This is a genomic window from Cupriavidus sp. FW305-3-2-15-C-LB2, from assembly GCF_058787575.1.
This window is the reverse complement of record NZ_JBYSZW010000021.1, coordinates 1-18,270: the sequence shown is the minus strand read 5'-3', so window position 1 is coordinate 18,270 and position 18,270 is coordinate 1. Positions and strand designations below refer to the sequence as shown.

The 18,270-nt window shown below is 64.4% G+C and carries 19 protein-coding genes; 3 read left to right on the top strand and 16 right to left on the bottom strand.

What is annotated here, in order from left to right:
* Positions 1-53: 53 nt before the first annotated feature.
* From AC3WRR_RS16930 to AC3WRR_RS16855, 16 genes are all read right to left on the bottom strand, one after another.
* Entirely contained in the window at positions 54-185 is a 132-nt protein-coding gene (locus tag AC3WRR_RS16930) for a hypothetical protein (RefSeq protein WP_013957414.1), read from the bottom strand.
* A 113-nt stretch (positions 186-298) separates the two neighbouring features.
* Complete coding sequence (leuB, locus tag AC3WRR_RS16925) at positions 299-1,366, bottom strand: 3-isopropylmalate dehydrogenase (RefSeq protein WP_010814629.1); 1,068 nt, start codon at positions 1,364-1,366, stop codon at positions 299-301.
* Positions 1,367-1,388: 22 nt separating this feature from the next.
* Positions 1,389-2,039, bottom strand: coding sequence for a 3-isopropylmalate dehydratase small subunit (leuD, locus tag AC3WRR_RS16920; protein ID WP_010814628.1), 651 nt, complete (start codon positions 2,037-2,039; stop codon positions 1,389-1,391).
* A 19-nt stretch (positions 2,040-2,058) separates the two neighbouring features.
* On the bottom strand, positions 2,059-3,468 hold the full coding sequence (gene leuC, locus AC3WRR_RS16915) for a 3-isopropylmalate dehydratase large subunit (RefSeq protein WP_010814627.1): 1,410 nt from the start codon (positions 3,466-3,468) through the stop codon (positions 2,059-2,061).
* A gap of 327 nt (positions 3,469-3,795) precedes the next feature.
* Positions 3,796-4,497: an ABC transporter ATP-binding protein gene (locus AC3WRR_RS16910; RefSeq protein ID WP_010814626.1), complete on the bottom strand. Its 702-nt coding sequence runs from the start codon at positions 4,495-4,497 to the stop codon at positions 3,796-3,798.
* Entirely contained in the window at positions 4,497-5,264 is a 768-nt protein-coding gene (livG, locus tag AC3WRR_RS16905; protein ID WP_010814625.1) for a high-affinity branched-chain amino acid ABC transporter ATP-binding protein LivG, read from the bottom strand. The genes AC3WRR_RS16910 and livG overlap by 1 nt, the downstream gene beginning before the upstream one ends.
* A complete protein-coding gene (locus AC3WRR_RS16900; protein ID WP_492297519.1) occupies positions 5,261-6,544 on the bottom strand; it encodes a high-affinity branched-chain amino acid ABC transporter permease LivM in 1,284 nt (427 codons plus the stop codon). The genes livG and AC3WRR_RS16900 overlap by 4 nt, the downstream gene beginning before the upstream one ends.
* Before the next feature lie 13 nt (positions 6,545-6,557).
* Positions 6,558-7,484, bottom strand: coding sequence for a high-affinity branched-chain amino acid ABC transporter permease LivH (livH, locus tag AC3WRR_RS16895; RefSeq protein ID WP_439668075.1), 927 nt, complete (start codon positions 7,482-7,484; stop codon positions 6,558-6,560).
* An 85-nt stretch (positions 7,485-7,569) separates the two neighbouring features.
* The gene (locus tag AC3WRR_RS16890) at positions 7,570-8,685 is read right to left on the bottom strand and encodes a branched-chain amino acid ABC transporter substrate-binding protein (RefSeq protein WP_010814622.1); all 1,116 of its coding nucleotides are present in this window, start codon (positions 8,683-8,685) and stop codon (positions 7,570-7,572) included.
* 525 nt (positions 8,686-9,210) lie between these two features.
* The gene (gene gltA / locus AC3WRR_RS16885; RefSeq protein ID WP_010814621.1) at positions 9,211-10,512 is read right to left on the bottom strand and encodes a citrate synthase; all 1,302 of its coding nucleotides are present in this window, start codon (positions 10,510-10,512) and stop codon (positions 9,211-9,213) included.
* 43 nt (positions 10,513-10,555) lie between these two features.
* Positions 10,556-10,843 (bottom strand): FAD assembly factor SdhE, encoded by a 288-nt coding sequence (locus tag AC3WRR_RS16880; RefSeq protein ID WP_010814620.1) that lies wholly within the window; start codon positions 10,841-10,843, stop codon positions 10,556-10,558.
* A 79-nt stretch (positions 10,844-10,922) separates the two neighbouring features.
* A complete protein-coding gene (locus tag AC3WRR_RS16875) occupies positions 10,923-11,624 on the bottom strand; it encodes a succinate dehydrogenase iron-sulfur subunit (RefSeq protein WP_010814619.1) in 702 nt (233 codons plus the stop codon).
* A 34-nt stretch (positions 11,625-11,658) separates the two neighbouring features.
* Positions 11,659-13,437, bottom strand: coding sequence for a succinate dehydrogenase flavoprotein subunit (gene sdhA, locus AC3WRR_RS16870; RefSeq protein WP_010814618.1), 1,779 nt, complete (start codon positions 13,435-13,437; stop codon positions 11,659-11,661).
* Between the two features lie 3 nt (positions 13,438-13,440).
* Positions 13,441-13,806, bottom strand: a complete 366-nt coding sequence (gene sdhD, locus AC3WRR_RS16865) for a succinate dehydrogenase, hydrophobic membrane anchor protein (protein WP_010814617.1) — start codon at positions 13,804-13,806, stop codon at positions 13,441-13,443.
* An 11-nt stretch (positions 13,807-13,817) separates the two neighbouring features.
* A complete protein-coding gene (gene sdhC / locus AC3WRR_RS16860; protein WP_010814616.1) occupies positions 13,818-14,228 on the bottom strand; it encodes a succinate dehydrogenase, cytochrome b556 subunit in 411 nt (136 codons plus the stop codon).
* A gap of 280 nt (positions 14,229-14,508) precedes the next feature.
* The gene (locus tag AC3WRR_RS16855) at positions 14,509-15,390 is read right to left on the bottom strand and encodes a GntR family transcriptional regulator (protein WP_011615746.1); all 882 of its coding nucleotides are present in this window, start codon (positions 15,388-15,390) and stop codon (positions 14,509-14,511) included.
* A gap of 430 nt (positions 15,391-15,820) precedes the next feature.
* Here AC3WRR_RS16855 and AC3WRR_RS16850 point away from each other — a divergent pair, with 430 nt between their 5' ends.
* The 3 genes from AC3WRR_RS16850 to AC3WRR_RS16840 all read left to right on the top strand — a co-directional run.
* Positions 15,821-16,804 (top strand): malate dehydrogenase, encoded by a 984-nt coding sequence (locus AC3WRR_RS16850; protein WP_010814614.1) that lies wholly within the window; start codon positions 15,821-15,823, stop codon positions 16,802-16,804.
* Positions 16,805-16,937: 133 nt separating this feature from the next.
* On the top strand, positions 16,938-17,918 hold the full coding sequence (locus tag AC3WRR_RS16845) for an HpcH/HpaI aldolase/citrate lyase family protein (protein ID WP_010814613.1): 981 nt from the start codon (positions 16,938-16,940) through the stop codon (positions 17,916-17,918).
* A gap of 50 nt (positions 17,919-17,968) precedes the next feature.
* The coding region (locus AC3WRR_RS16840; RefSeq protein ID WP_492297517.1) for a citrate/2-methylcitrate synthase at positions 17,969-18,270 on the top strand (302 nt) is incomplete at its 3' end.

The window sequence follows — 18,270 nt, the reverse complement described above, 5'->3', positions numbered from 1 at the left end:
TTCCTCGCCCGGCGTGGCTGCGCGGGGAAGACGGGCAGGCACGACGAACGGATCTAGGCGATCGCGGTTTTAATAATGGTTTTAATCGTCGTTGCGGTCTGGCCGAGCGAAATCGTGCCGACCGGGCCGCGGGTAGCGGTCAGGGCAGCAACAGCAGTCAGGGTGGACTGGGAAAATCGGGCCATCGGCAGAGTCTACACGATTTTGCGGCGCTGCCGCAGCGTGCAGATAGGGGAAATAACGGGGACAAATCAGACAAAGGGGGCATTACTCGCGCAGTGCCCCCTTCCGGTGTGACTTACAGTGCCGCCAGCACAGCGTCACCCATCTCGCGGGTGCCGACCTGCTTGCAACCCGGCGTCAGGATATCGCCGGTGCGGTAGCCCTGGGCCAGCACCTTCTTGACGGCGTTCTCGATGCGGTCGGCCTGCTCGGCGCGGTTCAGCGAGTAGCGCAGCATCATCGCCGCCGACAGGATTGTCGCCAGCGGGTTGGCCACGCCCTTGCCGGCGATGTCGGGTGCAGAGCCGTGCGACGGTTCGTACAGGCCCTTGTTGTTGGCATCCAGCGACGCCGACGGCAGCATGCCGATCGAGCCGGTCAGCATGGCGGCCTCGTCCGACAGGATGTCGCCGAACATATTGCCGGTGACGATCACGTCGAAGCTCTTGGGCGCCTTGACCAGCTGCATGGCCGCGTTGTCGACGTACATGTGCGACAGTTCGACCTCCGGGTACTCCTTGTGCACCTCGATCACGATGTCCTTCCAGAACTGGAAGGTCTCGAGCACGTTGGCCTTGTCGACGCTGCACAGCTTCTTGCCGCGCTTGGCCGCGGCCTGGAACGCCACGTGGGCGATGCGGCGGATTTCGGGCTCGCTGTAGCGCATGGTGTCGAAGCCTTCGCGCGCACCCTTGAACAGGCCGTCCGGCGCTTCGCGCACGCCGCGCGGCTGGCCGAAGTAGATGTCGCCGTTCAGTTCGCGCACGATCAGGATGTCGAGGCCGGCCACCAGCTCGGGCTTCAGGCTCGAAGCGCCGGTCAGCTCCGGATAGCAGATTGCCGGGCGGAAGTTGGCGAACAGCTGCAGGTGCTTGCGCAGGCCCAGGATGGCCTGCTCCGGGCGCAGCGGACGATCCAGGCTGTCGTACTTCCAGTCGCCGACGGCACCGAACAGGATGGCGTCGGCTTCCTTGGCCAGCTTCAGGGTGTTCTCCGGCAGCGGATGGCCTTCGGCCTCGTAGCCGGCGCCGCCCACCGGGGCGGTTTCCAGTTCGAACTTCTCGTCGAGCGCGTTCAGGACCTTGACGGCCTCTGCAACGATTTCGGGACCGATGCCGTCACCCGGCAGGACTGCGATCTTCATTGTTGTCTTTCCTCGTTGAGTCTTATCCGACCAGGCGGTTGTTCAGCCACGGCATCTTGGCCACGCGCTCGGCCTCATAGGCCTTGATCTTGTCGGCATGGCGCAGCGTCAGGCCGATATCGTCGAAGCCGTTCAGCATGCAGTACTTGCGGAACGGGGCGATGTCGAACTCATACGCCTGGCCGCCCGCCGTCAGCACCACCTGCTTGTCCAGGTCGATGGTCAGCTTGTAGCCGTTGAAGGCGTTGGTCTCGTTGAACAGGTGGTCGACCTGCTGTTCGGTCAGCACCACCGGCAACAGGCCGTTCTTGTAGCAGTTGTTGAAGAAGATGTCGGCAAAGCTGGGCGCGATCACGGCGCGGAAGCCGTATTGCGTCAGCGCCCACGGTGCGTGCTCGCGCGAGCTGCCGCAGCCGAAGTTGCGGCGCGCCAGCAGGATCGACGCACCCTGGTAGCGCGGCTGGTTCAGCACGAAGTCCGGGTTCAGCGGACGCTTGCTGTTGTCCATGCCGGGCTCGCCGACGTCCTTGTAGCGCCACTCGTCGAACAGGTTGGGGCCGAAGCCGGTGCGCTTGATCGACTTCAGGAACTGCTTCGGGATGATGGCGTCGGTATCGACGTTCTCGCGGTCGAGCGGGGCTACGAGGCCGCTATGTACGGTGAACTTGTCCATGTTCTCTTTCCTTGCTTCTTCAGCCCAGCTTGCGGATATCGACGAAATGGCCTTCGATGGCTGCGGCCGCTGCCATCGCCGGGCTCACCAGGTGGGTGCGCCCGCCCGCGCCCTGGCGGCCTTCGAAGTTGCGGTTCGAGGTCGACGCGCAACGCTCGCCAGGATCGAGGCGGTCGGCATTCATGGCCAGGCACATCGAGCAGCCCGGCTCGCGCCATTCAAAGCCCGCGGCCTTGAAGATCTTGTCCAGGCCTTCGCGCTCGGCCTGTTCCTTGACCAGGCCCGAGCCCGGCACCACCATCGCCAGCTTCACGTTGCCGGCGACCTTGCGACCGAGCTTCTGCACCACCCACGCGGCGGCGCGCATGTCTTCGATGCGGCTGTTGGTGCACGAACCGATGAAGACCTTGTCGATATTGATGCTCTCGACCGGCACGTTGGGCTGCAGGCCCATGTATTCGAGCGCGCGCTCCATCGCGTTGCGCTTGTTCGGGTCCTTCTCCTTCTCGGGATCCGGCACGCGGTCTTCGATGCTGATCACCATTTCTGGCGAGGTACCCCAGGTCACCTGCGGACGGACGTCCTCGGCGCGCAGCTCGACCACCTGGTCGAACTTGGCCCCGGCATCCGAATGCAGCGTGCGCCAGTAGGCCACGGCCTGCTCCCACTCCACGCCCTGCGGCGCGTAGGGGCGGCCCTTCACGTATTCGAGCGTGACGTCGTCCACCGCCACCAGGCCGGCGCGCGCGCCCGCCTCGATGGCCATGTTGCAGACCGTCATGCGGCCTTCCATGGTCAGGTCGCGGATGGCCGAGCCGGCGAACTCGATGGTGTAGCCGGTGCCGCCCGCGGTGCCGATCTTGCCGATCACGGCCAGCACGATGTCCTTGGCGGTGCAGCCGCGCGGCAGCTTGCCTTCCACCTTGACCAGCATGTTCCTGGCCTTCTTGCCCAACAGCGTCTGGGTAGCCAGCACATGCTCAACTTCCGAGGTGCCGATGCCATGCGCGAGCGCGCCAAACGCGCCATGCGTGCTGGTATGCGAGTCCCCGCACACCACCGTCATGCCCGGCAGCGTGGCGCCCTGCTCCGGCCCGATCACGTGCACGATGCCCTGGCGGTGGTCGTTCATCTTGAACTGAGTGATGCCGTAGCTGTCGCAGTTGGCATCCAGCGTATCGACCTGCAGCTTCGACACCGGATCGGCAATGCCGTGGCTGCGGTCGGTGGTCGGCACGTTGTGGTCCGACACGGCCAGGTTGGCGCTGATGCGCCATACCGGACGCTCCGCCAGCTTCAGCCCTTCGAACGCCTGCGGGCTGGTCACTTCATGCAGCAGGTGGCGGTCGATATAGAGCAGCGTGGTGCCGTCTTCCTCGACGTGGACGGTGTGGTCATCCCAGAGTTTGTCGTAGAGCGTCTTGGCCATGATGCGATGGCGGGCCGGAAGACCGATCCTTTGCAGGAGTGGTCCGCGGTGACCGCGCGGTAGTTTGCAGGGTTTTATTCGCTTCGGTCGCGGTGGCGAGCGGGTGGCGATAGCGATAATCGCGCCGGAAGCCGCCTGAAGCGAGCGTTATTTCAAGCGTTGCCGCAATGCTTGACTTGGCAATTGATTATGCCACAGGGGGTGTGGCGGTCAGCCCCCTGCCCGGCCCGGGCAGCGGCTGCAATGTAATGTGATTGGCGAAAGGGGGATTTCGCGGATGGCGAAAAGGAAAAGGGCCCCGCCAGGCGGGGCCGCGGCCTCTTGGGATCAGCCGCCCAGGTAGGCGGCCTTGATCCGGTCGTTTGCCAGCAGGTTGGCGCCGGTATCGGCCAGCACCACCTTGCCGGTTTCGAGCACATAGCCGCGGTCCGCGACCTGCAGTGCCTTGTTGGCGTTCTGCTCGACCAGGAACACAGTGACGCCTTCGTCACGAATGGTGCGGATGATGTCGAAGATCTGCGCGATGATCAGCGGCGCCAGACCGAGCGTGGGCTCGTCCAGCAGCAGCAGGCGCGGCCGGCTCATCAGCGCGCGGCCGATCGCCAGCATCTGCTGCTCGCCGCCCGACATGGTGCCGGCCCGCTGGCTGGCGCGCTGGTTCAGGCGCGGGAACAGCTTGAACACGTGCTCGATGCCCGCCTCGATCTCGTCGCGCCTGGCGAAGAACGCGCCCATCTTCAGGTTCTCCAGCACCGTCAGGCTCGGGAACACGCGCCGGCCCTCGGGCGAGATCGCGAGCCCCAAGCGCATGATCTCGTGCGTGGACCGGTTGGTGATGTCCTGCCCTTCGAACGTCACGCGCCCGCTGGACGCGCGCGGCGTGCCGCACACGGTCATCATCAGCGTCGTCTTGCCGGCGCCGTTGCTGCCGATCAGGGTGACGATCTCCCCCTTGTTGACTTCGATCGATACGCCCGACAGCGCCTCGACGGCGCCGTAGTGGGTATGGACCTGTTCCAGCTTCAGCATCAGTCCTCTCCCAGGTAGGCCTTGATCACGCGCGGGTCGTTGCGCACTTCCTCAGGCGCGGCCGTAACGATCGGCTTGCCGTGCTCCATCACCAGGATGCGGTCGGACACGCCCATCACCAGGCTCATGTCGTGCTCGATCAGCAGCACGGCAATGCCGAACTCGCGCCGCAGCTGGTCGATCAGCTGCTGCAGCTCGATCTTCTCCTGCGGGTTCAGGCCGGCCGCCGGCTCGTCCAGCATCAACAGGCGCGGCTTGGTGATCATGCAGCGCGCGATCTCCAGCCGGCGCTGGTGGCCGTACGACAGCGTGCCCGCCTCGCGGTTGGCCACCGAGGTCAGCCCCATGCGTTCAAGCCAGACCGCGGCGCGCTCCAGCGCCTCGCGCTCGGCGCGGCGGTAGGCCGGCGTGGCGAACAGGCCGCGCAGGATGCCCGCCTGCACCTGGCGGTGCTGCGCCACCAGCAGGTTTTCCACCACCGTCAGCGACTTGAACAGGCGGATGTTCTGGAAGGTCCGCACCAGGCCCTTGCGCGCTACCTGGTGGCTGGGCAGGCCGGCGATGGCGTGGCCGTCCAGCGTGACCTCGCCCGCGGTGGGCTTGTAGAAGCCGCCCACGCAGTTGAACACCGTGGTCTTGCCGGCGCCATTAGGGCCGATGATGGCGAAGACCTCGTCGCTGCGCACATTGAAATCAATACCGTCCACGGCCAGCAAGCCGCCGAAGCGCATCTGCAGGCCGGAGACTTTCAGCAAATCCGCGCTCATTTCGGCAACTCCACGTGGGGACGGCTCGCGGGCAGCAGGCCCTGCGGACGCCACATCATCATCAGCACCATCACCAGGCCGAAGATCAGCATGCGATATTCGGCAAAACCGCGCGCCACCTCGGGCAGCACCGTCAGCAGGATCGCCGCCAGGATCACGCCCAGCTGCGAACCCATGCCGCCCAGCACCACCACGGCGAGGATCAGCGCCGACTCGATGAAGGTGAACGATTCCGGATTGACCAGGCCCTGGCGCGCCGCGAAGAAAGCGCCGCCGATGCCGGCGAACGAAGCTCCCAGCGTGAACGCCGACAGCTTGATGCGGGTCGGGTTCAGGCCCAGCGAGCGGCACGCGATCTCGTCGTCGCGCAGCGCTTCCCAGGCGCGGCCCATCGGCATGCGGATCAGGCGGCTGGTGACGAACAGCGTGAAGCCCACCAGCAGCAGCGCCAGCAGGTACAGGAAGATCACCATGTGCTGGCCGCTGTAGTCCCAGCCCAGCAGGTCATGAAAGGTCTTGGCGCCCTCCACGCTCGCGCTGCGCGCCATCTCGATGCCGAACACGGTCGGCTTCGGGATGCCGGACACGCCATCCGGGCCGCCGGTCAGGCTGGTCAGGTTGTTGGCCAGCAGGCGGATGATCTCGCCGAAGCCAAGTGTCACGATGGCCAGGTAGTCGCCGCGCAAACGCAGCACCGGGAAACCCAGCAGGAAGCCGAAGGTGGCCGACATCGCGGCGGCGATCGGCAGGCATTCCCAGAAGCCCAGCCCGAAATACTGGTTGAGCAGCGCGTAGGTGTAGCCGCCGATGGCGTAGAAGCCGACATAGCCCAGGTCGAGCAGGCCGGCATAGCCCACCACGATATTCAGGCCCAGGCCCAGGATCACGTAGATCAGCGCCAGCGTGGCCACGTCGACCGCGCCGCGCGAGCCGAAGAACGGCCACACCAGCCCGACCGCCAGCAGCATCCATACCGCCACGCGCTGCTGCCGGGCGCCCAGCTGCGGCACCGCCGGCAGGCGCACCGCGCTGCCGGCGCGCGACAGCAGCGGCTTGAACAGCTGGAACAGGAAGACCGCCGCCACGGCGATCCACACCGGCCGCCAGTGCGGCTCCAGCACGACCTTGTAGCCTTCCAGCTTGAGCTGCAGGCCCAGGATGGGAATGGTCAGGATGGCCGTCATCACGGCGGCCGTGATCGCATTCTTGAGCGATTGTCCCGGTGCGGCGCCGCGTGCGGCGGCCTTGCCCGCGGGCATCGCGGAAACGTTGTTGGTCATGTCTCGTCCTCCCTCAGACCTTTTCGACGTCAGGCTTGCCGAGCAGCCCGGTCGGACGGAACAGCAGCACCAGCACCAGCAGGCTGAACGCAACCACGTCCTTGTACTCGGCCGGCATATAGCCCGAGGCGAAGGTCTCCGCCAGGCCCAGCAGCACGCCGCCGAGCATCGCGCCCGGGATGCTGCCGATGCCGCCCAGCACCGCCGCGGTAAAGGCCTTGATGCCGGCGATAAAGCCGATAAAGGGATTGAGCTTGCCGATGGTCAGCCCGATCAGCACGCCGCCCACCGCCGCCAGCATCGCACCCAGCACGAAGGTGAACGAGATCACCTTGTTGGTGTCGATGCCGAGCAGGTTGGCCATGCGCATGTCTTCGGCGCAGGCACGGCAGGCACGGCCCATGCGCGAACGGCCGATAAACAGCGTCAGCGCGATCATCAGCAACAGCGTCACGCCGACGATCAGCAGGCGCGAGTACGGCACCGTCACGGTGAAGTCACTGCCCATCTGGAACTCGATGGCGCCCGAGATCAGCACCGGCACCGACACGTCGCGTGCGCCCTGCCCGATCTGGACATAGTTCTGCAGGAAGATCGACATGCCGATGGCCGAGATCAGCGGCACCAGCCGCGGTCCGCCGCGCAAGGGCCGGTATGCCACCCGCTCGACCGCATAGCCGTACACCCCGGTGACCAGCACCGAGACCAGCAAGGCGGCGCCCAGCACCAGCGGCAGGGGGTAGCCTGCCTGGGCGCCGATCGCGGTGAGCGTGACCAGGCCGACATAGGCACCGATCATGTAAATCTCGCCGTGCGCGAAATTGATCATGCCGATGATGCCGTAGACCATTGTGTAGCCGATGGCGATCAGCGCATAGATCGCACCCAGCGTCAGGCCGTTGACCAGCTGCTGGGTGAACTGTGGAAGGAATTCATTCATTGGGGAAGCCTCAGGAACTTGAAGCCCGATACCAGAACGCCCCGCCCGGGGTCCGGGCGGGGCGTGTGCGTGGAAAAGCTCCGGCTTAGTTGGCGGCCGTCTTGCTGGCGTCCTTGTGCCAGGTGTAGACCACGAACCTGAAGGACTTCAGGTCGCCCTTGTCGTCGTACTCGACCTTGCCGATCGGCGTGGTGAAGGCGTTCTTGTGCATGTACGCCGCGACCTTGGTCGGGTCGGTGCTCTTGGCGCCGGCAATGGCGTCGCCGATGATCTTGACGGCGGCATAGGCCGGCATCTGGAACGGACCGTTGGCGTCACGCTTCTTGTCGGCAAAGGCCTTCACCAGCGCGGCGTTGGCCGGGTCGGCCGAGAAGTCTGCCGGCAGCGTCACCAGCATGCCTTCCGAGGACGGGCCGGCGATCGCCGTCACGTCCTTGTTGCCCACGCCCTCGGGGCCCATGAACGCGGCCTTCACGCCCTGCTCGCGCGCCTGGCGCAGCAGCAGGCCCATTTCCGGGTGGTAGCCGCCGAAGTAGACGAAGTCCACGCCCTGCGACTTGAGCTTGGTGATGACGGCGGAGTAGTCCGAATCGCCGGCGTTGATGCCTTCGAACACGGCGACCGGGATCTTGGCGGCTTCCAGGTCCTTCTTCACCGAGCTGGCGATGCCCTGGCCGTACGACTGCTTGTCGTGCAGCACCGCGACCTTCTTCGGCTTGACCTTGCCGATGATGTACTGGGCGGCGGCCGGGCCCTGCTGGTCGTCGCGGCCGATGGTGCGGAAGATGTACTTGCGCTTCTTGGTCTCGGTCAGCTGCGGTGCGGTCGCCGACGGCGTGACCATGACGATCCCTTCGTTCTCGTAGATGTCCGAAGCCGGGATGGTCGAGCCCGAGCACACATGGCCGATCACGTACTTGATGTTCTGGCTGACGATCTTGTTGGCAACTGCCACGGCCTGCTTCGGCTCGCAGGCGTCGTCCATCATCACCACTTCGAACTTGTTGCCGCCGGCGCCGCCGTTGGCATTGAGTTGTTCGATCGCGGTCAGCGCACCGGCCTTGACCATGTCGCCATACTGCGCCACCGAGCCGCTCATCGGGCCGGCAATGGCGATCTTCACGGTTTCGGCGTTGGCAGCGGCGCCAAGGGTGGCCAGCACGGCGGCCAGCGAGATGGACGTAAGACGGGACAGCGTCATCAGGAGCTCCTCGATTTATGTTTGGGTCAACCGGGCAGAAACGGTGTGACCTGCGCAATCGAACAACACCCGCGGACTACGAATAAAGACGCCCGAGACGCGGAAGACGGGCCTGCAAGGGAGAGACAGCTTATGCGGGGCCCGGCATGTGTCAGTCCCGCTGAGGTACGGGGACCAAGGTTCGGAAAGACAACGTTTGATGCGTTCTCTATTGCGCAAGCGATTCGCCTGCCCCGCTTGCCGCACCGCATGCCGGAAGGGTGGCCCGGCTGCCGTCGGCAAAGCAGCCCGCATTATAGGGTCAAATTTCCTGCCGTAGGCGAAAATCGCACAACAAATGCGGAACTGAATTGACAGACTGAGACACAATTCTCCGCAAATTGCCGTTCTCACCACTTATCCGGCAATTTCCTGCTCCCTGCCCTGCTGCGACGCACAAGGCACTCCGGCCCAGAAACACAAACGCCCCGGCGGGCCGGGGCGTTTGTGATTGCTGCATCGCGCAGCCGGATGACAAGCCAGCGATCAGCGCTTGGCAACGTCCGGCACGTCGCGGGTAGCTGCGCCAACGAACAGCTGACGCGGACGACCGATCTTGTATTCCGGATCGGTAATCATCTCTTCCCACTGCGAGATCCAGCCCGGGGTGCGGGCCAGCGCGAAGATGCAGGTGAACAGCGAGGTCGGGATGCCCAGCGCGCGCTGGACGATGCCCGAGTAGAAGTCCACGTTCGGGTACAGCTTGCGGCTGACGAAGTACTCGTCTTCCAGCGCGATCTTTTCCAGCTCCATGGCCAGCTTGAACAGCGGGTCGTTGTGCAGGCCCAGCTCTTCCAGCACTTCGTGGCAGGTTTCGCGCATCAGCTTGGCGCGCGGATCGTAGTTCTTGTACACGCGGTGGCCAAAGCCCATCAGGCGCACGCCCGAGTTCTTGTCCTTGACCTGCTTGATGAACTCGTTGATGTTGTCGACGCTGCCGATTTCTTCCAGCATCTTCAGCGCGGCTTCGTTGGCGCCGCCGTGGGCCGGGCCCCACAGGCAGGCCACGCCGGCGGCGATGGCTGCGAACGGGTTGGTGCCCGACGAACCGGCCAGGCGCACGGTCGAGGTCGACGCGTTCTGCTCGTGGTCTGCGTGCAGGATGAAGATGCGGTCCAGCGCGCGCTCCAGCACCGGGTTCACGGTGTACGGGGCGCACGGCGTGCCGAACATCATGCGCATGAAGTTGCCCGAGTAGGACAGGTCGTTCTGCGGGTAGATGTACGGCTGGCCGATGTTGTACTTGTACGCCATGGCGACCAGGGTCGGCATCTTGGCGATCAGGCGGATGGCCGAGATCTCGCGCTGGTGCGGATCGTCGATGTCCATCGCGTCGTGGTAGAACGCGCTCATGGCACCGACCATGCCGGTCAGCACGGCCATCGGGTGCGCGTCGCGGCGGAAGCCGCGCATGAAGAACTGCATCTGCTCGTGAACCATGGTGTGGTTCATCACGTGGCCGACGAATTCTTCCTTCTGCTTGGCGTTGGGCAGTTCGCCCTTGAGCAGCAGGTAGCAGGTTTCGAGGTGGTCGCACTTCTGCGCCAGTTGCTCGATCGGGTAGCCGCGGTACAGCAGTTCGCCCTTGTCACCGTCGATATAGGTGATCTTGGAATTGCACGAAGCCGTCGACATGAAACCGGGGTCGTAGGTGAACTTACCGGTCTGTCCGTACAGCTTGCGAATGTCGATTACGTCCGGGCCAACGGTACCCGTGTAGATCGGCAGCTCAACGCTGGGGGAACCATCGGAGAACGATAGCGTGGCTTTCACATCGGACGGCGTCATGTCGGATCCTTCAAATGCTGTGAATAATAATGTTGACCAAAACTCAGACCGTACGCAGCAGGGTGATCACTCGCTGCATCGGGGGCGTGTCGAGCTCACCGTCCAGTTCCTTGCGCGCAAGGAGCAGGTCCATCAACTCGTTGTCGCTGAGTTCGAACAGCTCGCTCAACGAAGCCACGTCCTCGTCGGACAGGCTCTCCTCGTAACGGTTGAAAAAACGTTCGACGATGATGTCGTTCTCCAGCAGACCGCGGCGGGCGCGCCAGCGCAGACGTGCGCGCTTGTGCGGGTCGGCCTGATGGGAGAAGGTGGTGGCAGGACTCTCAGTCATGGCTTCCTACTTTCGGCGCGCCAGCCAGATATAGCCGCTCTGGCTGACGCGCCGCTTACTACTGCAGACAGCCGCAGGCTCAGACCGCGCGGCGGACCATCAGCTCCTTGATCTTGCCGATGGCCTTGGTCGGGTTCAGACCCTTCGGGCACACATCGACGCAGTTCATGATGCTGTGGCAGCGGAACAGGCGGTACGGGTCGTTCAGGTTGTCCAGGCGCTCGTTGGTGGCCTGGTCGCGGCTGTCCGCGATGAAGCGGTAAGCCTGCAGCAGGCCGGCGGGGCCGACGAACTTGTCCGGGTTCCACCAGAACGACGGGCACGACGTCGAGCAGCTGGCGCAGAGAATGCACTCGTACAGGCCATCCAGCTCGTCACGCTCTTCCGGCGACTGCAGGCGCTCTTTCTCGGGCGGCGGCTCGTCGTTGATCAGGAACGGCTTGATCGAGTTGTACTGCTTGAAGAAGTTCGTCATGTCGACGATCAGGTCGCGCACCACCGGCAGGCCGGGCAGCGGACGCAGCACGATGCGGTCCGGCAGCTCGCGCATATTGGTCAGGCAGGCCAGGCCGTTCTTGCCGTTGATGTTCATCGCGTCCGAGCCGCACACGCCTTCGCGGCACGAACGGCGGAACGAGATGGTCTCGTCCAGCTTCTTCAGCTTGACCAGCGCGTCCAGCAGCATGCGCTCGTGACCGTCCAGCTCGACCTCGTAGGTCTGCATGCGCGGTGCCGCATCCTTGTCCGGATCGTAGCGGTAGACTTCGAAAATACGCTTCATTTCTGTGGGTCCTGTTGTCTCTACGATGCGGTGCTCAGAAGGTACGGGCCTTCGGCGGCACGCTTTCCACCGTCAGCGGTTCCATCTTCACCGGCTTGTAGTCGAGGCGGTTGCCTTCGCTGTAGAACAGCGTGTGCTTGAGCCAGTTCTGGTCGTCGCGATTCGGGAAGTCGCTGTGCGCGTGGGCACCGCGCGATTCCTTGCGGGCGGCCGCCGAGATCATGGTGGCCTTGGCCACTTCCACCAGGTTGGCCACTTCCAGGGCTTCCACCAGCGCGGTGTTGAAGACCTTGGACTTGTCCTTCAGGTGGATGTTGTCGGCACGCTGCGACACTTCCAGGATGCGCTCGACGCCTTCGTCCATCAGCTTCTGGGTACGGAACACGCCGGCATGCGACTGCATGTTCTTGCGGATGTCGTTGGCAACGTCCTGCGTGTACTCGCCCGAGGACGACGACTGCAGCTTGGCCAGGCGCGACAGCGCCAGGTCGGCGGCGTCGGCCGGCAGCGGCTTGTGCTCTTTCTGCTTCAGGTTCTGGGCGATGATGTGGTTGCCGGCGGCGCGGCCGAACACCACCAGGTCCAGCAGCGAGTTGGTGCCCAGGCGGTTGGCGCCGTGCACCGACACGCACGAGCATTCGCCGATCGCGTAGAAACCGTTCAGGACTTCGTTCGGGTTGCCGTTCTTAGGCACCACGACCTGGCCGTGATAGTTGGTCGGGATACCGCCCATCTGGTAGTGGATGGTCGGGACCACCGGGATCGGTTCCTTGATCGCGTCGACGTTGGCGAACTTCATGCCGATTTCGCGGATCGACGGCAGGCGCTTCATGATGGTCTCGGCACCGACGTGGGTCAGGTCGAGCAGCACGTAGTCGCCGTTCGGGCCGCAGCCGCGGCCTTCCTTGATTTCCTGGTCCATCGAGCGCGAGACGAAGTCACGCGGCGCCAGGTCCTTCAGCGTCGGGGCATAGCGCTCCATGAAGCGCTCGCCGTCCTTGTTGCGCAGGATACCGCCTTCGCCGCGCACGCCTTCGGTGATCAGCACGCCCGCGCCGGCCACGCCGGTCGGGTGAAACTGCCAGAACTCCATGTCTTCCAGCGGCACGCCTGCGCGCGCTGCCATGCCCAGGCCGTCACCGGTGTTGATGAAGGCGTTGGTGGAAGCTGCATAGATACGGCCGGCACCGCCGGTCGCGAACAGCGTGGTCTTGGCTTCGAGGATGTAGACCTCGCCGGTTTCCATTTCCAGCGCGGTCACGCCCAGCACGTCGCCGTCCTGGTCGCGGATCAGGTCCAGCGCCATCCACTCGACGAAGAAGTGGGTCTTGGCGCGCACGTTGCGCTGGTACAGCGTGTGCAGCAGCGCGTGGCCGGTACGGTCAGCCGCGGCGCAGGCGCGCTGCACCGGCTTTTCACCGTAGTTGGCGGTGTGGCCGCCGAACGGACGCTGGTAGATGGTGCCGTCGGGGTTGCGGTCGAACGGCATGCCGAAGTGTTCGAGCTCGTACACGACCTTCGGGGCTTCACGGCACATGAACTCGATGGCGTCCTGGTCACCCAGCCAGTCCGAGCCCTTGATGGTGTCGTAGAAGTGGTAGTGCCAGTTGTCTTCGCTCATGTTCCCCAGCGAAGCGCCGATGCCGCCCTGTGCCGCCACCGTGTGCGAGCGCGTCGGGAACACCTTGGACAGCACGGCCACGTTCAGGCCGGCTTCCGCGAGCTGGAGGGATGCGCGCATCCCGGCGCCGCCAGCACCGACGATGACCACGTCGAAACGGCGACGCGGCAATCCAGTCTTGACTGCGACCATTTATTACACCCTCCAGAGAATCTGAGCAGCGTAGCCCGCGCAACCGACGAGCCACAGAATCGTAAGAACTTGCAGCACGAGGCGAACCGCCATCGGACGCACATAGTCCATCCAGATGTCGCGCACGCCGATCCAGGCGTGATACAGCAGCGACAGGATGGTCAGGAACGTGATGATCTTCATCCACTGGTTGGAGAAGAGCCCTGCCCACGCTTCATACGAAGCGCCGTTCGACAGCAGGAAGGCAATGGCCAGGACCACGGTGAAGACCACCATGATCACGGCCGTGACGCGCTGCGCCAGCCAGTCTTTCAGGCCGTAGTGCGCACCGACGACAAGACGCTTGGGACCGATATTATTGTTTGCCACCTTGATTCTCCTCAGAACAGGCCGAACAGCTTCAGGCCGAAAATCAGGGTAAGCAGCAGGCTCACAACCAGCACGCCGATGGCAGACTTGGCCGAGGCCGGCTTGGAAACGCCGACGTGCACATCCAGCAGCAGGAAACGGATACCCGCGCAGAAGTGATGCAGATAACCCCAGATCAGGACCAGCAGAACCAGCTTGACGAAGCCACCGGACAGAAGCGCCGAGAACTTTGCGAAGCTCAGTTCCGAAGTTATGCTCTGCTCAAACAGATACAGGACGAAGGGAAGGAGGAGGAACATCAGTGCACCGCTCACGCGATGCAGGATGGATACCTTGCCGGCCCAGGGCAACCGGTAGCGCGCAATCTGCGCGATACCGATATTCCGGTACTCCGGCCTGGCTTGTTTGACGGCTTCAGCCATGCGAGACCCCATTTGCGGTAAACAAAAAACGAAACTGCCACTGCCCTGCATGCAACGGGATGCATTAGGGCAAATCCATGAGATTTTAGCGCCTTTGTTGCGCGCTGCACCAATAATTTTCAGCTATCAGGCACCAACAGGTGCCGCCCGACAATCGCACACCAATCACATCCGGCGGGCAATCCAGCGCAACATTAGCCGCGCCGCGCAACAGCCCGCACCGTCATGACGAAAGCCACAATAATCAACGCCAGCGGGCGCATCATGCCATGCGCCGGCGTCAGCTCAGGTCGTTCTGGTAATAGTGCCGCGTAGTCACGTACAGCCCGCGGCGCACTTCGACGGGGCGGTCGCCATAGGTGTACGACACCCGCTCGACTGACAGCAGCGGCGAGCCTACCGGGACAGACAGCAACTCGGCCGCGGTTTCATCGGCAGGCACGGCGCGGATCTTCTCCGAGGCGCGGATCATGCGCGTACCGAACTCGGCCTCGAACAATGCATACATGGGGCCCTTCCACTCGGTCAGCTTTTCAGCGGTGAGGCCCTTGAAGTTGGCGCCGAGCAGCCAGATTTCATCCAGCACGGTCGACTCGCCCGAGAAATTCAGCACGCGGCGGATCTGCACCACGCTGTCGCCGGTGCGGATGTCGAGCAGCCGGGCAATTTCGGCGGGGGCGCGCAGGCGCTTGCATTCCAGCACGCGGCTGGCGCCATAATGGGGTTCGCCTTCGTCCGGGACGAGGCGCAGGAAGCGGAACTTGACCACGTCTTCATGGTGCGTGGTCACGAAAGTGCCCTTGCCCTGCCGGCGCGCCACCAGGTTCTCGGCGGCGAGTTCATCGATGGCCTTGCGCACCGTGCCCTGGCTGACCTTGTAGCGCGAGGCCAGCTCCATTTCGCTGGGGATCATCTCGCCGGGCTTCCATTCGCCGGATTGCAGGCTGCGCGTGATCAGCGCCTTGATCTGCTGGTAGAGCGGACTGAAGGTGGGCGACGGCACGGACTGCAGACCAGAGGCGGGACCAGATTGCGGGGCCGCCTGCGGCACAGGCGCGGGCGGCGAAGAAGGCGGCTGCGCCCCGGCGCCAGGCGTGGCGGCGCCAGATTCCGGCGCGCCGGGTGCGGCTGCGCCAGTCAGGGACGTAGGCAGGGAGGACATAGCGGGATTTCACCACAAAAGGGCAAGATACGTCCAGCCTTACGTTAATTGTCTTATGTCTTATATAAGACATATGAGTTGACATCACGGGAGGCCCGGCCTACACTCGCGCTGGTCCACGCCCGCGATGGCCCCAGGCACGCCAGCAGCAGTCAGGATACCGGAATGTGTCGGCCCGGCAGAATCCCGGCAGCGCTCCGGTCTGGAAATGGCGCCACGCTTCGCAGTAGACTAACGCTTTGTTGCATCACCATGACCCGTTGTGGCTCTCCCTCACCGGTTCCGCCCCGTGGCCCCGCCACCTGGCTCCGGCGGACGGCCGCTCCCCGCTGTGGCGACAACCAGCACCCGGTGACCCGCCGCACCCCTTGTTACGGCAACGGCATGCCACCGACCGGCTTCCCCCCTTCTATCGTTTGGAGATTTACTCATGGCTAAAGCCCCAATGCGCGTCGCAGTGACCGGCGCCGCTGGCCAGATCGGCTACTCCCTGCTGTTCCGCATCGCCAATGGCGACATGCTGGGCAAAGACCAGCCGGTCATCCTCCAACTGCTCGACCTCCCGCAAGCCCAGCAAGCCGTCAAGGGCGTGGTGATGGAACTGGAAGACTGCGCGTTCCCGCTGCTGGCCGGCGTGGTCATCACCGACGACCCCAAGGTTGCCTTCAAGGACGCCGACGTGGCCCTGCTGGTTGGCGCCCGTCCGCGCAGCAAGGGCATGGAGCGCAAGGACCTGCTCGAAGCCAATGCCCAGATCTTCACGGTGCAGGGCAAGGCGCTGGACGAAGTCGCCAGCCGCAACGTCAAGGTGCTGGTGGTCGGCAACCCGGCCAACACCAACGCCTACATCGCCATGAAGTCGGCACCGAACCTGCCGCGCGAGAACTTCACCGCGATGCTGCGCCTGGACCACAACCGTGCCCTGTCGCAAATCGCCGCCAAGACCGGCAAGCCGGTGTCGTCGATCGAGAAGCTGTTCGTGTGGGGCAACCACAGCCCGACCATGTACGCCGACTACCGCTATGCCACCGTCGACGGCAAGAGCGTCAAGGACCTGATCAACGACCCGGTGTGGAACAACGACGTGTTCCTGCCGACCGTCGGCAAGCGCGGCGCCGCCATCATCGAAGCGCGTGGCCTGTCGTCGGCTGCTTCGGCCGCCAACGCTGCCATCGACCACGTGCGCGACTGGGTGCTGGGCACCAACGGCAAGGTCGTCACCATGGGCATCCCGTCGAACGGTGAATACGGCATCCCGGCCGACACCATGTTCGGCTACCCGGTGACCACCGCCAACGGCAAGTACGAGATCGTCAAGGGTCTGGAGATCGACGCCTACAGCCAGGAAAAGATCAATATCACCCTGAACGAACTGGAAGAAGAAAAGGCCGGCGTGCAGCACCTGCTGGGCTGATCCTCCGATCGCTCGAGGAAAGACCGGGGTTCCGCAACGATTCACGAATCAGTGCGGACCCCGGTTTTTTAATATCCAGGGGCTACGATGTCCCCTTGCTCTCCCCCCTCAACCCAAACCGGTCCGAATCAACGTGCATCCTTCCGAGGTCTTGTTCCAGGGCGAAGCCATCCCGGTCCAGTTGCCGGTGTGTGACCACTACGCGGGCAGCGAAAAGCTGATGCGCAAATCGCTTGCCCTGCAACAAGAGCTTGGCCCGGTCTTCGACATCACCTTCGACTGCGAGGACGGCGCCGCCGTCGGCCGTGAGAGCGAGCATGCCGAGCTGTGCGCGCAGCTGGTCAACAGCCCGCTCAATGCCCACAATCGCGTCGGCGTGCGCATCCATGACCCGGCCCACCCGAACTGGCGCGAGGACGTCGACGTGCTGGTGCGCGCCGCCGGCGCGCGCCTGGCCTATGTGGTAGTGCCCAAGGTCAGCGACGTGGTCGAGGTTGCGCGCGTGACCGATCATGTCAACCAGGTGGCGCGCAATGCCGGCATCGCCCGGCATATCCCGATCCATGTGCTGGTCGAGACCCACGCCGCGCTGGAACAGGCCTTCGATATTGCCGCGCTGGTGCAGGTGGAATGCCTGAGCTTCGGCCTGATGGACTTTGTCTCGGCCCATCATGGCGCCATCCCGGGCGAAGCCATGCGCTCCCCACAGCAATTCGAACACCCGCTGATCCGCCGCGCCATGCTGGAGATCTCCGCCGCCTGCCACCGCCACGGCAAGGTGCCGTCGCACAACGTCAGCACCGACGTGCAGGCGCCGCAGCGCGCCGGCGACGATGCGCTGCGCGCGCGCAGCGAGTTCGGCTACCTGCGCAAATGGAGCATCCATCCGGGCCAGATCGCGCCGATCGTGGCGGCGTTCCGCCCCGGTGCCGAAGAAATCGGCGCGGCCAGCCAGATCCTGCTGGCCGCGCACGAGAACAGCTGGGCCCCGATCCGCCACGAGGGCCAGCTGCACGACCGCGCCAGCTACCGCTACTACTGGTCGCTGCTGCAGCGCGCGCAGGCCACCGGCACGCCGCTGCCGGCCAATGTGGAGGCATTGTTTTTCGCCTGAAGCCGATACCCGTACCAAAAACAAACAGGGCAGCGCCCAAGGAGACACGGATGTCCGCCTCGAAGTTCGCCGCACTCGACGCTGCACCCGACGCCACGGCCAGCGAGCCGGCCGCGCCCCGGGTCAAGAAATCCGTCGCCCTGTCGGGCGTGACCGCCGGCAATACCGCGCTGTGCACCGTCGGCCGCACCGGCAACGACCTGCACTACCGCGGCTACGACATCCTCGACATCGCCGAGACCTGCGAGTTCGAGGAAATCGCACACCTGCTGGTACACGGCAAGCTGCCGACCAGATCCGAACTGGCCGCCTACAAGGCCAAGCTCAAGAGCCTGCGCGGCCTGCCCGCCAA

Coding starts and splice junctions, on each gene's coding strand:
- AC3WRR_RS16930 (WP_013957414.1), bottom strand. CDS start 185: ATGGCCCGATTTTCCCAGTCCACCCTGACTGCTGTTGCTGCCCTGACC.
- leuB (WP_010814629.1), bottom strand. CDS start 1,366: ATGAAGATCGCAGTCCTGCCGGGTGACGGCATCGGTCCCGAAATCGTT.
- leuD (WP_010814628.1), bottom strand. CDS start 2,039: ATGGACAAGTTCACCGTACATAGCGGCCTCGTAGCCCCGCTCGACCGC.
- leuC (WP_010814627.1), bottom strand. CDS start 3,468: ATGGCCAAGACGCTCTACGACAAACTCTGGGATGACCACACCGTCCAC.
- AC3WRR_RS16910 (WP_010814626.1), bottom strand. CDS start 4,497: ATGCTGAAGCTGGAACAGGTCCATACCCACTACGGCGCCGTCGAGGCG.
- livG (WP_010814625.1), bottom strand. CDS start 5,264: ATGAGCGCGGATTTGCTGAAAGTCTCCGGCCTGCAGATGCGCTTCGGC.
- AC3WRR_RS16900 (WP_492297519.1), bottom strand. CDS start 6,544: ATGACCAACAACGTTTCCGCGATGCCCGCGGGCAAGGCCGCCGCACGC.
- livH (WP_439668075.1), bottom strand. CDS start 7,484: ATGAATGAATTCCTTCCACAGTTCACCCAGCAGCTGGTCAACGGCCTG.
- AC3WRR_RS16890 (WP_010814622.1), bottom strand. CDS start 8,685: ATGACGCTGTCCCGTCTTACGTCCATCTCGCTGGCCGCCGTGCTGGCC.
- gltA (WP_010814621.1), bottom strand. CDS start 10,512: ATGACGCCGTCCGATGTGAAAGCCACGCTATCGTTCTCCGATGGTTCC.
- AC3WRR_RS16880 (WP_010814620.1), bottom strand. CDS start 10,843: ATGACTGAGAGTCCTGCCACCACCTTCTCCCATCAGGCCGACCCGCAC.
- AC3WRR_RS16875 (WP_010814619.1), bottom strand. CDS start 11,624: ATGAAGCGTATTTTCGAAGTCTACCGCTACGATCCGGACAAGGATGCG.
- sdhA (WP_010814618.1), bottom strand. CDS start 13,437: ATGGTCGCAGTCAAGACTGGATTGCCGCGTCGCCGTTTCGACGTGGTC.
- sdhC (WP_010814616.1), bottom strand. CDS start 14,228: ATGGCTGAAGCCGTCAAACAAGCCAGGCCGGAGTACCGGAATATCGGT.
- AC3WRR_RS16855 (WP_011615746.1), bottom strand. CDS start 15,390: ATGTCCTCCCTGCCTACGTCCCTGACTGGCGCAGCCGCACCCGGCGCG.
- AC3WRR_RS16850 (WP_010814614.1), top strand. CDS start 15,821: ATGGCTAAAGCCCCAATGCGCGTCGCAGTGACCGGCGCCGCTGGCCAG.